The sequence below is a fragment of the Gracilibacillus suaedae genome (assembly GCF_017599345.1).
Classification (GTDB): Bacteria; Bacillota; Bacilli; order Bacillales; family Amphibacillaceae; genus Gracilibacillus; species Gracilibacillus suaedae.
This window is the reverse complement of record NZ_JAGFVL010000035.1, coordinates 1-14582: the sequence shown is the minus strand read 5'-3', so window position 1 is coordinate 14582 and position 14582 is coordinate 1. Positions and strand designations below refer to the sequence as shown.

At 36.9% G+C, this 14582-nt stretch carries 15 protein-coding genes; 14 read left to right on the top strand and 1 reads right to left on the bottom strand.

Annotated elements, in window-relative coordinates:
- The first annotated feature begins 83 nt into the window (after positions 1 to 83).
- Together rnc and J5J03_RS09815 are read left to right on the top strand one after the other, a co-directional pair.
- Complete coding sequence (gene rnc, locus J5J03_RS09820; protein ID WP_208589179.1) at positions 84 to 770, top strand: ribonuclease III; 687 nt, start codon at positions 84 to 86, stop codon at positions 768 to 770.
- A gap of 489 nt (positions 771 to 1259) precedes the next feature.
- Positions 1260 to 2498, top strand: a complete 1239-nt coding sequence (locus J5J03_RS09815) for an IS256 family transposase (RefSeq protein WP_208589178.1) — start codon at positions 1260 to 1262, stop codon at positions 2496 to 2498.
- A 43-nt stretch (positions 2499 to 2541) separates the two neighbouring features.
- On the opposite strand, the gene J5J03_RS09810 is transcribed toward J5J03_RS09815, so the two are convergent.
- Positions 2542 to 2763 (bottom strand): DUF1128 domain-containing protein, encoded by a 222-nt coding sequence (locus tag J5J03_RS09810; RefSeq protein WP_208589177.1) that lies wholly within the window; start codon positions 2761 to 2763, stop codon positions 2542 to 2544.
- Positions 2764 to 2911: 148 nt separating this feature from the next.
- Between J5J03_RS09810 and smc the strand changes: the two genes are divergently transcribed.
- The 12 genes from smc to ylqF all read left to right on the top strand — a co-directional run bounded on the left by smc (position 2912) and on the right by ylqF (position 14294).
- Positions 2912 to 6478, top strand: a complete 3567-nt coding sequence (gene smc, locus J5J03_RS09805) for a chromosome segregation protein SMC (protein ID WP_208589176.1) — start codon at positions 2912 to 2914, stop codon at positions 6476 to 6478.
- Positions 6479 to 6496: 18 nt separating this feature from the next.
- On the top strand, positions 6497 to 7492 hold the full coding sequence (gene ftsY, locus J5J03_RS09800; protein ID WP_208589168.1) for a signal recognition particle-docking protein FtsY: 996 nt from the start codon (positions 6497 to 6499) through the stop codon (positions 7490 to 7492).
- A 78-nt stretch (positions 7493 to 7570) separates the two neighbouring features.
- Positions 7571 to 7897: a putative DNA-binding protein gene (locus J5J03_RS09795; protein WP_208589159.1), complete on the top strand. Its 327-nt coding sequence runs from the start codon at positions 7571 to 7573 to the stop codon at positions 7895 to 7897.
- Between the two features lie 12 nt (positions 7898 to 7909).
- On the top strand, positions 7910 to 9271 hold the full coding sequence (gene ffh / locus J5J03_RS09790; protein ID WP_208589158.1) for a signal recognition particle protein: 1362 nt from the start codon (positions 7910 to 7912) through the stop codon (positions 9269 to 9271).
- 78 nt (positions 9272 to 9349) lie between these two features.
- Complete coding sequence (gene rpsP, locus J5J03_RS09785; protein WP_018932699.1) at positions 9350 to 9619, top strand: 30S ribosomal protein S16; 270 nt, start codon at positions 9350 to 9352, stop codon at positions 9617 to 9619.
- Between the two features lie 17 nt (positions 9620 to 9636).
- Positions 9637 to 9864, top strand: a complete 228-nt coding sequence (locus J5J03_RS09780) for a KH domain-containing protein (protein WP_208589156.1) — start codon at positions 9637 to 9639, stop codon at positions 9862 to 9864.
- A gap of 787 nt (positions 9865 to 10651) precedes the next feature.
- Positions 10652 to 11038, top strand: coding sequence for a YlqD family protein (locus tag J5J03_RS09775; RefSeq protein ID WP_208589154.1), 387 nt, complete (start codon positions 10652 to 10654; stop codon positions 11036 to 11038).
- A gap of 18 nt (positions 11039 to 11056) precedes the next feature.
- The gene (gene rimM / locus J5J03_RS09770) at positions 11057 to 11566 is read left to right on the top strand and encodes a ribosome maturation factor RimM (RefSeq protein ID WP_208589152.1); all 510 of its coding nucleotides are present in this window, start codon (positions 11057 to 11059) and stop codon (positions 11564 to 11566) included.
- Complete coding sequence (gene trmD, locus J5J03_RS09765; protein ID WP_208589151.1) at positions 11566 to 12309, top strand: tRNA (guanosine(37)-N1)-methyltransferase TrmD; 744 nt, start codon at positions 11566 to 11568, stop codon at positions 12307 to 12309. Before rimM ends, trmD begins: the two co-directional genes overlap by 1 nt.
- 120 nt (positions 12310 to 12429) lie before the next feature.
- The gene (rplS, locus tag J5J03_RS09760; protein ID WP_153836974.1) at positions 12430 to 12774 is read left to right on the top strand and encodes a 50S ribosomal protein L19; all 345 of its coding nucleotides are present in this window, start codon (positions 12430 to 12432) and stop codon (positions 12772 to 12774) included.
- Positions 12775 to 12872: 98 nt separating this feature from the next.
- Positions 12873 to 13424: a signal peptidase I gene (gene lepB, locus J5J03_RS09755; RefSeq protein WP_208589149.1), complete on the top strand. Its 552-nt coding sequence runs from the start codon at positions 12873 to 12875 to the stop codon at positions 13422 to 13424.
- Positions 13425 to 13448: 24 nt separating this feature from the next.
- Positions 13449 to 14294 (top strand): ribosome biogenesis GTPase YlqF, encoded by an 846-nt coding sequence (ylqF, locus tag J5J03_RS09750; protein WP_208589148.1) that lies wholly within the window; start codon positions 13449 to 13451, stop codon positions 14292 to 14294.
- Positions 14295 to 14582 lie beyond the last annotated feature (288 nt).

Here is a 14582-nt window from a genome sequence, read left to right as displayed (position 1 = left end):
CCTTTACAATTTAGGGTTGGCGATAAGCTATGTATCCTTTATAATAATGACAATGATTGATTTCATGTTGGTAGGTGAGGATTGTGTCTGATTTTAAAGAGCTTCAAGAAAAATTAGGGATTTATTTTGAAAATGAAACATTGTTAAAACAAGCCTTTACTCATTCATCTTATGTGAATGAGCACCGGAAAAAGAATCTAGTAGATAATGAAAGGTTAGAATTTTTGGGTGATGCGGTTCTAGAACTGGGAGTCTCTCAATACCTCTATCGGGAATATAATGAATTAGAGGAAGGTGATTTAACCAAGATGAGAGCTTCGATCGTGTGTGAACCAGCTCTAGTTCGCTTTGCTGAGACACTCGATTTTAGCAAATACGTTTTATTAGGTAAGGGTGAGGAAATGACGGGTGGTCGTAATCGCCCTGCATTACTAGCAGATGTCTTTGAAGCCTTCATTGGAGCATTATACTTAGATCAAGGATATGATCAAGTTATTACCTTCTTAAGGAAGTATGTGTACCCTGAGATTACAACCGGTGCTTTTTCGCATACGATGGATTACAAAAGTCAATTGCAGGAAACAGTACAGCAACATAAGAATAGATTAGTGGAATACAGTATTGTAGACGAGAAAGGCCCTGCACATGACCGTGAATTTTTCGCTGTTGTTACGATTAATGGTAAGACAGCAGGAAAAGGGGTAGGTCGGACGAAAAAAGAAGCAGAACAACGTGCGGCAAAACAAGCATTAGACGCTCTGCCTCATTAAAAATTTTTCATAAAATAGTCTGAAAAGGTGAACCCCCTGTTTCAATTAAGGTTGAAGCGAGGGGTTTTTTATCAAAAAAGAAAATTTAAGCATATATGATTAAAGAAGCAGTATTTCGCAATAAAGAAACTACATTTCGCAATAAACCATGCAGATATCGCAATAAAGGAATATGGTACTCGAAATATTACTTTTGGACAAAGTCATCCTCAAATTGCCAGTGGATACCACAATAGACAACGTCTCCAACAAATAGTGCAATAGAACTAGATAAAATGTTACTATTCGTCATATAGATGTTCTTAAGATTGAACAGTCTTTTTATTTGGAAGGGGAAGGTAAGAATTAGAAAGTCTTAGGAGTTTTCTTAAATAATCTCCTAAGGGGAGTGTAATATTAACTGTGTAAGTAAGAAATGCGTACGGTTTCTTACTCACACAGTTTTTTATTTGGTAGAATAATAACTATAAAGCTAAAGGAGTGTTTTAAATGGGCAAACCCAAAAGAGATCCTAACTCCGTAGAATTAGCTAACAAGATTATTGAACAGTATCAACCAAAGTCTGTAGAAGATATGCAACATGCATTAAAGGACATATTCGGACCGATGTTTGAATCGATGTTAAAAGGTGAAATGAATCATCATTTGGGCTATGAATCCAATGATAAGGGAGAAAAGGAAACAAACAATAGACGGAACGGTTACGGAAAAAAGACAGTCAAAACGACAGATGGCGAAGTGGATATTGCTGTACCTCGTGATCGTGACGGTTCATTTGAACCACACCTCATTCCCAAGCGTAAAAGAGATGTTTCTGCCATCGAGGATAAAGTCATCTCCATGTATGCAAGAGGAATGTCTCAGCGAGATATTTCATCCACGATTGAAGATATCTATGGATTCTCCGTGTCTCATGAAATGATATCCGATATTACGGATACAGTGCTTCCTGATTTAGAAGAGTGGCAAAGTCGCCCTTTAAGCAACTGTTATCCTTTTGTGTTCGTAGATTGTCTTTATACGACCGTACGTAACGACTACGAAACCAAGAAATACGCTGTTTATACCATGTTAGGCTATACCATGGAAGGAAAGAAAGACATTCTTGGTTTATGGTTAAATGAAACGGAAAGTAAGCATAAATGGATGCAAATCTTTGATGAAATAAAAGCTCGTGGTGTAGAAGATATTTTCTTTATTTCTATGGATGGAGTAAGTGGATTAGAAGATGGAGCTCGTGCCATTTTCCCACAAGTTGTCGTACAACGCTGTATGGTTCATCTCATTAGAAATTCGATTAAGTATGTTCCAAGTAAAGACTATAAAGCTTTTACTGCTGCATTAAAAAAGGTTTACGCAGCACCAAGCCTTAAAGCATGTCATAGTGCATTTGAAACCTTTCAACAACAATGGTCTGCTTATCCTGGAGCTATTGACGTTTGGAAACGGAATTTCTCCCATGTGGAACAACTATTTGATTATGGAAGTGCGATACGCAAAATTATGTACACTACGAATGCCGTAGAAAGTATACATTCCAGCTTTAGAAAAGTGACAAAAAAAGGAGCATTCCCAAACGAGAACGCCCTTCTAAAAGTTTTGTATTTACGAACCAAAGAACTTGAAAATAAGTGGGAAGGTGGCCATATTCAACAATGGGCAATGGTCATGAATCAGCTGTTAATTCATGATCACCTCAATGAACGTGTGTTAAAGTATTTAGAATAACTTACACACTTTTCTTGACAAGCCCCTCCTAAGACTTTCTCTATTATTTTCGGTATTCTCTCAGCTCTGCGATAAATGCTTGGGTTTCGGCAACCGTTAGTTTTCCTTTCTGTTGCAAAAGATCATGTAAGGATTTTAATTCTTCGTAATTATCAAGGTCATAATCTTTAGGATTCATTATAGAATCATTAACTACTTGCAACATTCTACCCATCTCATGAATGATATGTGCTAAATTTTCCTCGGATTTCTCTTCCAAATTCAAATCAATTCACTCCTATTTCGGTATTTTATGAAACTTCCTTCTCTTACTCTATTCTTTATGATAAAATAAATAAGTTGAAATGCAAAGGATAAATTAACATCAACATACAAGTTATGTTGTTAGATGATAATAAATAGGGGTTTTAAACATGTATTTAAAACAATTAGATACAATTGGTTTTAAATCTTTCGCTGAAAGAGTAAAAATAGAATTTGTACCAGGCGTTACAGCTGTTGTAGGGCCTAACGGTAGTGGAAAAAGTAATATTACAGATGCAATCCGTTGGGTACTTGGCGAACAATCAGCAAAATCATTACGTGGTGCCAAAATGGAAGATATCATTTTTCAAGGTAGTGATACACGTAATGCGTTAAATGTTGCTGAAGTAACACTCGTGTTAGATAACTCAGACAATGCATTACCTGTTGATTATCACGAGGTTAGTGTAACGCGTCGAGTATATCGCTCTGGCGAAAGTGAATATTTAATGAACAAGCAACCATGCCGTTTGAAAGATATTACAGAGCTATTTATGGATTCAGGTATGGGTAAAGAAGCGTTTTCTATTATAAGTCAAGGGAAAGTTGAAGAAATTTTAAGTTCAAAATCAGAAGAACGTCGCGTTATATTTGAAGAAGCGGCAGGCGTTTTGAAATATAAAAACAGAAAGAAACAAGCCGAATATAAATTAGCAGAAACACAAGAGAATTTAAATCGTGTCGAAGATATTATATATGAAATAGACGGGCAACTAGGACCGCTTGAACAGCAAGCTTCAATTGCTAAGGAGTACTTAGATCAAAAAGAACGATTGACTAATGTGGAAGTTGGTTTGTTGGCTAAAGAAATTGAACAATTAAATGAGAAATGGGAAGCATCAGAAAAACAAATAAAAGGTAAACATCATGCACTAAAAGAAAAACAGCAATGGGTTGAGACAAGAGAGGCAGAAAGTGATCAACTAAAAGCACAGATACAAGAAATGGATGAGAAAATCACAAGTTTACAGGAAAAACTACTTGTTGACACCCAAAAGTTAGAAAGTCTTGAAGGAAATAAAAAGATATTTCATGAACGACTTCAACATTTCCAAGAAAATAAAGAAAAACTGGAACAGGAAATAGAAGAGTCGGAAAACAAAAAAGCTATACTTTTAAACAGCTTAGAAGATGAGCAAACTAGACTGAGTGACTACAAGGAAAAAAATAAACAGTTAACAGAACAAATAACCGTTATCCAAGAACAATTAGAAAAAGGTAAAAATACGATAGAAGAAGATATCGAGACACTTAAAAGTGATTATATTGAATGGTTAAATGAACAAGCAGCTAAACGAAACGAGAAAAACTCAATTGAGCAGCAATTGGAGAAGATGGAAGGGAAACAACATGTCAAATCTTCTAAATGGGAAAACCTCCATGAAGAACGTCTTCAGTTAAAGCAAGCTGTTCAAGAAGCAGAAGAAAAATGTAAACAAGATGAGGAACAATTACATACCTGCCAATCGGAGTACGAACAGTTAGAGAGAAAAGTAACGGTAGAGTCGAAGCTATTAGAAGATATGCAGCAAAAATTATATAAAGGCTATCAAATGGTTGAAAACCTTAAATCCAAAAAGGAAATGCTGGAGGACTTAAAAGAAGATTTTCAAGGTTTCTATTTTGGTGTAAAAGAAGTGCTAAAAGCAAGGGTACAACAGAAGTTAACCGGTATTCACGGTGCAATACCGGAATTAATAGAATTTGATGATCAATTAGTGGATGCAATGGAAACTGCTCTTGGCGCTCAAGCCCAACATATTGTAGTTGATTCTGAGAAATCGGCACGAGAGGCCATTCAATGGCTGAAAAAAACAAATAAGGGTAGAGCTACTTTTTTACCAATAAACGCAATGAAACCAAAACAGATACCAACAAATATGGTTCAAATGCTTGAACAGGAAGAAGAGTTTGTCGGAGTAGCTGCGGATTTAATTCGTTATGAATCCAGATATCAACCAGTTATGCAAGCATTGTTAGGTAATGTTATTATTGCTAGATCACTTAGTGCAGCAAATCGATTTGCACAGCATACAGGTCGAAGATTCCGCATCGTGACACTTGATGGAGATGTGGTGAACCCTGGTGGTTCCATGTCTGGTGGAGCCAAAAAGAAAAATAATCAATCATTATTTACGAGAGACCGTGAACTAAAAACATTAACGAGTAAATATAAAGAATACCAAACTCGAGTAACAGACTATGAGAGGCAAATTAGCGAACAAAAAGACGCATTAGCGAATTTGCAAGCAGAAAAAGATAATTGTTATCGACAACTAGATGAAATTCGTAAAACATATCAAGATCACCAAAGCAATTTTAAAGAATGGAAATTGTCTTTAGAGCATTTAAATGATCAGTTGTCGATTTATGATCAGGACAAATTACAACAAGAAGAAGATCGAAAACTCTTGTTACAGCAATTGGAACAAATTGAACAAGATCTAGAAAAAACACAAGAAAAATTGAGTAAACTAGATAACGAAATTGAAGAATTGACAGATCAGCATCAAAATTTTGAAGCAAAAGAAGAACAACTTAAACAGGAATTACAAACACTGCATGTCGAGCAAGCAGAACTAAGAAGTAAGCTGTCCAACCAAAAAGAGAAGATTGCAAATTCGAAAAACGATTTATCTGAGGTTTCTGAGACGATTGTAGGAAAGCAAAAACAGCTACAGCAATTAATTGATGTTAAAAATAGCCAACAGACACCAGAAGAAATTGACGAAGAGATTCATCTAAAAACACAAGAAAAAACAGCATTGCAGCAAGAGTTGCAACAATTACGTGAACAACGATCCGAAACACAGCAAAAAGTTACTACTTTAGACGGCTCACTTAAACAAGCCAAAAAAGAGGAGTATCAGTTACAACAGGAGATCCAAGCGGTTGAAATTGAACGAAATCGATTAGATCTGGAGTTGGAAAATCGTCTTCAACTACTGGAGAGTGAATACTTTATGACTTTTGAAAAGGCGAAAGCTGACTACCCTCAGCCAGACAATCTCGAGGATGCGAAAGAACAAGTCAAATTAATTAAGAAATCGATTGAAGAATTAGGAACAGTAAATATTGGTGCTATTGATGAGTATGATAGGATTAAAGAACGACATCAATTTCTAACCAGTCAACAAACAGACTTAGTGGAAGCCAAACGGACATTATATGAAATTATTGCGGAAATGGATGAAGAAATGACCAGAAGATTTAATGAAACTTTTTCGCAAATAAAAGAAGAATTTACAGTAGTCTTCCAACGTTTATTTGGTGGGGGCCATGCTGAATTAAAATTAACTGATCCGGATCAATTACTAGAAACTGGTGTAGATATTATTGCACAGCCGCCAGGTAAAAAATTACAACAATTAGGTTTATTATCCGGTGGAGAAAGGGCATTAACTGCTATCGCATTATTGTTTGCGATTTTACGAGTACGTCCTGTTCCGTTCTGTGTACTGGATGAAGTGGAAGCTGCTCTGGATGAAGCAAATGTGACTCGCTTTGCCCAGTATTTGAAACATTATAGTAAGCACACGCAATTTATTGTGATTACACATAGAAAAGGTACAATGGAAGAAGCAGATGTATTATATGGTGTTACCATGCAAGAATCAGGTGTATCACGTTTAGTTTCTGTTAAATTAGAAGAAGCACCAGAGCTTTTAGAAGCCTAAGTGTGAGGAGGTAGAAAAATGAGTTTCCTGAAAAAGCTGAAGGATAAATTTCAAGCAACAGATAAGCAAGTAGAAGTGTCAGATAAGTATAAAGATGGCTTGAGCAAAACAAGGAAGTCTTTCTCCGAAAAAATCAATGATTTAGTTGCTCGCTATCGAAAAGTGGATGAAGACTTTTTCGAAGATCTCGAAGAAGTGTTGATCGCAGCTGATGTCGGTGTGACAACCGTGATGGATTTAATTGAAGAACTTGAAATGGAAGTGAAAAGACAAAATATTAAAGATACCAATGAAGTAAAGCAAGTGATCTCCGAAAAACTGGTCGAAATTTACCAGGGGGATGATGACGAATCAGAAGATACTTCATTAAATATGCAGCAAGATGACTTAACCGTTATCCTTTTTGTTGGAGTTAATGGAGTTGGAAAAACAACAACGATTGGTAAATTAGCGCATCAATTGAAATCAGAAGGAAAAGAAGTACTATTAACTGCTGGTGATACGTTCCGTGCTGGTGCTATCGAACAGTTAAATGAATGGGGAAAACGTGTTGGTGTTGATGTTATTAAACATAATGAAGGCAGTGACCCAGCAGCCGTTATTTACGATGGTATTCAAGCAGCAAAATCCCGTAATGCCGATGTATTACTTTGTGATACAGCAGGTCGTTTGCAGAATAAGGTTAATTTAATGAATGAATTAGCAAAAGTAAAACGAGTAATCGAGCGTGAAGTTCCAAATGCACCTCATGAAGTGTTACTTGTACTCGATGCAACAACAGGACAAAATGCTTTAAGCCAAGCGAAGACATTCTCAGAAGCAACAGATGTTTCCGGGATTGTATTAACAAAATTAGATGGTACAGCTAAGGGTGGTATCGTTTTGGCAATCCGAAATGAGCTAGGAACCCCAGTAAAGTTAGTAGGACTTGGGGAAAAAGTAACAGACTTGCAAACTTTTGATCCGCATGCATTTGTGTATGGCTTATTTGCAGATTTGTTAGAAGAAGAATAGTCTCGAGACTTGACAGTGTTGCTTTAAGATGATTAGACTGAAGTGTAAAGGTATTTTACTTAACGAGGTGTCCTTATTATGTTAGAAAAAACGACAAGGATTAACGCTCTTTATGATTTTTATCAACAATTGCTGACTGACAAGCAACGAAATTATATGGAGATGTATTATGTAGAAGATTTCTCATTAGGGGAAATTTCTGAGACATCTAATGTATCAAGACAAGCAATTTATGATAACATTCGCAGAACAGAACAAATGTTAGAGGAATATGAGCAAAAGCTTGGTCTCTATCAGAAATTTTTAAAGCGACAAAGTCTGCTTCAGGAATTGCTTGCATTGGCAGAAGAGAACAATGACCAAGTATGGAAAGAAAAAGTAGAACAGATTATTGAAATCGAATAGGGGGCGTATAGTATGGCATTTGAAGGTTTAGCCGACCGCCTGCAGAATACCATTCAGAAAATTAAGGGAAAAGGTAAAGTAACCGAACAAGATGTCAAAGAAATGACGAGAGAAGTTCGTTTAGCTTTACTAGAAGCGGACGTAAACTTTAAAGTCGTGAAAGATTTTATTAAAAAAGTGAAAGAACGTGCAGTTGGCCAGGAAGTAATGGAAAGTTTAACACCAGGTCAACAGGTCATCAAAGTGGTAAAAGAAGAATTAACAGAATTAATGGGTGGTGATGAAAGTAAAATAGCAGTGGCAGATAAGCCACCTACTGTGATCATGATGGTTGGTTTACAAGGTGCCGGTAAAACAACTACAACAGGTAAATTAGCTAATTTATTACGTAAAAAGTACAATCGTAAGCCATTATTGGTTGCAGCGGATGTTTACCGTCCTGCAGCGATTGATCAACTAGAAACGTTAGGTAAACAATTAAATATGCCAGTTTACTCAGAGGGAACTGATGCAAACCCAGTGGATATTGCCAAAAAAGCCATGGAACGTGCTAAAGAGGAACATTTGGATTATGTCATCATTGATACTGCTGGTCGTCTTCATGTGGACAATGAATTAATGGATGAATTGATTCAAATTAAACAAAATGTTAATCCGGATGAAGTCTTTTTAGTGGTTGACTCAATGACTGGTCAAGATGCAGTGAATGTGGCAGAGAGCTTTAACGAACAATTAGATGTTTCCGGTGTTGTTTTAACGAAGCTTGATGGAGATACTCGTGGTGGTGCAGCACTATCTATTAAAGCTGTTACAGAAAAGCCGATTAAATTTGCAGGTATGGGTGAAAAGTTAGATGAACTGGAAGTGTTCCACCCAGAACGAATGGCATCTCGGATTTTAGGAATGGGGGATGTTCTCTCACTAATTGAGAAAGCTCAAGAAAATGTTGATGAAAAAAGAGCAAAAGAATTAGAAGAAAAAATGCGTTCTGCTTCGTTCACACTAGATGATTTTCTAGAACAAATGGGTCAAGTGAAAAACATGGGACCACTGGATGAATTAATAGACATGATACCTGGTGCTAATAAAATGAAAGGCCTTAAAAATGTTGATTTTGATGAAAAGCAAATTGCTCATGTGGAAGCAATCATCCAATCGATGACTGCAAAAGAACGGCAGGATCCAAGTGTAATTAATGCAAGTCGCCGTAAGCGTATAGCGCGAGGAGCAGGTCGTTCTGTTTCAGAGGTAAACCGTTTGTTGAAACAGTTTGAAGAAATGAAGAAAATGATGAAGCAAATGACAAATTCACAGCAAGGAAAGAAAGGGAAAAAAGGAAAAAAACCGAAAGGATTTAATTTTCCATTCATGTAAGGTAAAAACCCTTTACAGACTGAAATAAATCTGATACAATTCTATCTTGTGTTAGATATTTATTTGGAGGTGTTAAACATGGCAGTAAAAATTCGCTTAAAGCGTATGGGATCTAAAAGAAATCCATTCTATCGTATCGTAGTTGCTGATTCTCGTTCTCCACGTGATGGACGTATTATCGAGCAAATTGGAACATATAACCCGGTAGTTAACCCGGTTGAAGTGAAATTAGATGAAGATAAAGCACTTGATTGGATGACTAAAGGTGCAAAACCAAGTGATACGGTACGTAACTTATTCTCAAATGAAGGCATCATGAAGAAATTCCACGAATCAAAAAATCAATAATAAAGTGATGTGATTCGATGAAATCTTTGATTGCAACCATTGTAGAGCCATTAGTCGATCATCCTGAGCACATCGTTGTTACCGAAAAAGAAGAGGAAAACAAAGTTGTGTATCACCTGCAAGTTCATGAAAATGATGTAGGGAAAGTGATCGGCAAAAATGGTCGCATTGCCAAATCAATACGAACAGTTGTTTATGCAGCTGGAATGAAATCTAATAAAAAAATCTATTTAGATATTATGTGAAAAGAGGGAGGCTAATAGCCCCCTCTTTTTTTAGCAGAACGGTTAAATAAATAGAGCGCCATAAACATATACTACGCAGTAACTTGACATGGATTTGCGTTGTTCTATCCTGTTTTTTGAGAAGTGTTGTCATTCGCTCCGGCAGAATACTGCGCTTTCCATGGGCACGGCCTTAGCCTCCTCGGAAAGCAAAAATCGCTTTCCTGCGGGGTCTTCGGCTCGCGTGAGTTCCCATAGGAGTCTCCGTATTCTGCCTCCGCTATTTTTGTTATTCTGATTATAGAAAGAAATGAACTCATGGAACTAAACTTTTCTGTTTTATTACAGTGCTAATCGACTGTACTCCCCTTGAGCATAGTCGAACCTATGCTACATATGGTGGAGAAATCGATTGGTTGATTTCGGGTTAGTGTTGTGGAGCATATCTTAACGAAAGCCGCCCACTTCCACTCCTGTGGGAATTGTTTGACCTGAAGATCCACTTTTTTGAGCGGTTTTTGCTCGAAAAAGTTAGCTGAAGGGCAAACCCCACGGAAAGGGAAGTGGGCAGCCGGAGTGGCGGTTATGATCACGATATATGTCAAAATTACTTCGTAGTTGACTGTGCATTTAGTTTCGAACAAACAGTATTTTCATTACTTCGCAGTATATATCTATTACGAATCAGGTGAGGGGAGATTAGTGTGCGGGTTTTCTAGTGTATACTTGCGCTTTGGTTTGGTGGCGTGCTATTCTTTTGTTAGGTGTTTCTATGCTCTTTAATAGGGATGAGAGAGAGGCTGAAGCAATGAAAATTATTAAAAAAGTAGCCGTCAAAAAAATAGTAACAGACCAAAGTAAAGAACAATTGAAAGAAGGATATCAATTCAAAATTTTTAAACTTGAGCAGGAATGTGAACAATTAAAATTTGAGCAGAAAAAATTGGAACAACGCTCTGCTAACAAAAAAGCAGATATCGCAGCCAAATTCAAGAAAGAGTTATCTAATCGCAAGGACCATATTAATTGGTATAAATACAAACTCGAACAGTTGGAAATATTACCAATTGGGAGTGAAATTAATGATGGAGAAGTCGAAGCAGTTATCGATCTTGAAGAAGGTATGAACTGGGATGACTTAACAGAACAAAAATCCATTATTATAAAAGATGGCATGATTACGAAAATTACATAACAGGTGGTATGAGCTAAGATGGATCATTTAAAAGTAGGGAAAATTGTCAATACGCATGGTATAAAAGGAGAAGTAAAAGTAGTTCGTATTACCGATTTCGACGAACGTTTCGAAATTGGTTCTACCTTATGGATTAAAGAAAAGGATAACCAAGAATTAAAACCAGTTACTATTGATGGTCATCGTGTACACAAAAATTTTGATCTATTACATTTTGAAGGATTTAACAATATCAATGATATAGAACATTTTAAAGAATCATTGTTAGTTATTAAAACAAGCGAAGTTTCAGAGTTAGAAGAGAACGAGTTTTATTATCATGAAATTATAGGCTGCGAAGTCGAAACAACCGATGGTGAACTTATAGGTAAGGTTACAGAAATTCTTTCACCTGGTGCAAATGATGTATGGGTTGTTAAGCAGAAGGGAAAGGAATATTTAATCCCTTATATTGAACAAGTAGTGAAAGAAGTTGATACGAACCAGCAACTTATTAAAATTGAACCAATGGAAGGATTATTAGACTGATGAAAATAGATATACTCTCATTGTTTCCAGAAATGTTTAATGGTGTTTTTCAATCTTCCATTTTAAAAAAGGCACAGGAGTCAGGAGCTTTTCAGTATAACTATGTGAATTTCCGTGATTATACGGATAATAAACACAATAAAGTAGATGATTACCCTTATGGTGGAGGTGCTGGGATGGTATTAAAGCCTCAACCAATTTTTGATGCGGTAGAGGCGATCGAAAAAAAAACGTCTGAGAAACCCCGTATTATTTTAATGTGTCCTCAAGGAGAAACATACTCACAAAAAAAAGCAGAAGAACTTGCAAAAGAAGAGCATTTAATCTTTATATGTGGACATTATGAAGGCTATGATGAGCGAATTAGAACAGAGCTCGTAACCGATGAGATCTCGATTGGAGACTATGTGCTTACAGGTGGAGAATTAGGAGCAATGGTCGTAATTGACAGTGTTGTCCGTTTGTTACCAGACGTATTAGGTAACGAAGATTCAGCAGTTCAGGATTCGTTTTCTACGGGGTTATTAGAGCACCCTCATTATACAAGACCCGCTGATTTCCGTGGTTTAAAAGTACCTGATGTATTGTTATCAGGAAATCATTCCCATATTGAAGAATGGCGCAGAAAAGAAGCGTTAAAAAGGACTTATGTTAGAAGACAAGATTTATTGCAAAATCTGCAATTAACTGAAAAAGAAGAAAAGTGGATAAAAGAATGGGAAACTTCACAAGAAAATAGTTGAATTCCCTGGATTGATATGCTATATTGATAGTTGTGCTTAAGTGAACGCTTAAGGTGAATAAACGATGTTCCGCTGCCGTCTAATTCGTTAAGAGCATTGGTTTGGAAGGAGTGTAACAGAATGCAAAATTTAATCGAAGAAATTACAAAAGATCAATTAAAAACTGACTTACCTGAGTTCCGTGCTGGTGATACAGTGAAAGTTCACGTGAAAGTTGTTGAGGGTAACCGTGAACGTATTCAGGTATTCGAAGGTGTTGTCATTAAACGCCAAAACGGTGGTATTAGTGAAACATTTACAGTTCGTAAAATTTCTTACGGTGTAGGGGTTGAACGTACATTCCCTGTGCATTCACCACGAATTGATAAAATTGAAGTAACTCGTCGTGGTAAAGTTCGTCGTGCTAAGCTTTATTATCTACGTAACCTACGTGGTAAAGCTGCGCGTATTAAAGAAATTCGCTAATGAGTATCGTGTAAAAAGGAGCTTGCATTGTCAGGCTCCTTTTTCTTCTATATAATAATCTAGAAGCACTTGGAGTGTATGAAGGAAAGGGATCTTTCATGGCTAAAAAAAATGTTGACTGGGTTGAATGGATCAAAACCATTATTATTACAGGATTGATCGTAATATTATTTCGCATGTTTATTGCAGTACCGATTGTAGTTGATGGTCCATCCATGTTACCAACACTAGAGAATAAAGATCGAATTATCGTAAATAAGATAGGTTTAATGTTTGGTGAGCCAGATCGTTTTGATGTTGTTGTTTTTCATGCTACGGCGAAGAAGGATTACATAAAAAGGGTGATTGGTTTACCAGGTGATTCCATTGTCTATAAAGATGACCAGTTATATATTAATGGACAACGAGTGGAAGAACCGTTTATTGATGAGGAAATAAACAAAGACCAATCGAATTATACAACTAATTTTTCTTTGCGGGATATTCCGGGTGATGCTGAAGAAGTTCCGGAAGGACATGTGTTTGTTTTAGGAGATAATAGACCAAATTCAACAGATAGTAGACATTTGGGATTCATCCCGATGGATCAAGTAGTAGGAATTGCTGGTGTAACGTATTGGCCTGTAGATAAGATCGGCTTCGTAGATTAACATAGCAGAAATTGAGGTGAACACATGACAATTCAATGGTTTCCTGGACATATGGCCAAAGCAAAAAGAGAAGTACAAGAAAAATTAAAATTGGTTGATTTTGTGATTGAATTAGTAGATGCCAGGGCGCCTGCATCTTCTCAAAACCCCCTTTTACAGCAAATTTTAAATCAAAAACCAAAAATGGTAGTGTTAATGAAGGATGACTTGGCAGATCCAGGGTTGACAAAAGTTTGGCTTAACCATTTTTCAGCAGAAGGCATGGTTGCCATTGCGGTGAATGTAAATGAACGGAAAGATATCCAACATGTTATTCAGACAGCAAAGGATATGGCTAAAGAGAAAATGGATCGGTTAAAGAAAAAAGGGGTTCGTCCAAGACCTGCTCGTGCAATGATTATTGGCATACCGAATGTAGGCAAATCCACATTGATCAATCGATTAGTTCATAAGAAGATAGCCAAGACGGGAGATAAACCAGGTGTGACCAAAAGCCAACAGTGGATCAAAGTAAAAAAGGATTTTGAGTTATTAGACACGCCTGGAATACTTTGGCCAAAATTTGAGGAGCAAGTTGTTGGTTATCGACTGGCAGCTATAGGTACAATTAAGGATCAGTTGTTGCCAATAGAAGATATTGCAGCGTTTGTGATTCAGTATTTACAATCCAATTATCCTTCTGTGTTAAAGGAACGTTATCAAATAACAGAGGATAATGAAGATATGAACGAAATATTTGAACACATCGGTAGAGGGAGAGGTTGTCTGGAGGCAGGTGGCAGAGTGAATTTTGAGAAAACAGCAGACATCATCCTCCAAGACTTGCGATCCGGAAGATTAGGAAGCATAACACTTGAACAGCCGGAGTAGCGACAGGCATATGCCAGACGTACACAGCCGTCAGAAAAGTATACACCCCGTTTCGATTCAAAGGAAACGAGTGAGTGTATACTTTTTGTATGAAAAGAAAGCACAAAATCCATAAACTGCGCAGTAACTGGACATGGATTTGCGTTGTTCCATCCTGTTTTTTGAGAAGTGTTGTCATTCGCTCCGGCAGAACACTGCGCTTTCCATGGGCACGGCCTCAGCCAGGGAACTACGGTGAAATATCTTCCTTGATCCCTTGCACCGAGGAAGCTTACTTCGAATCGTTAC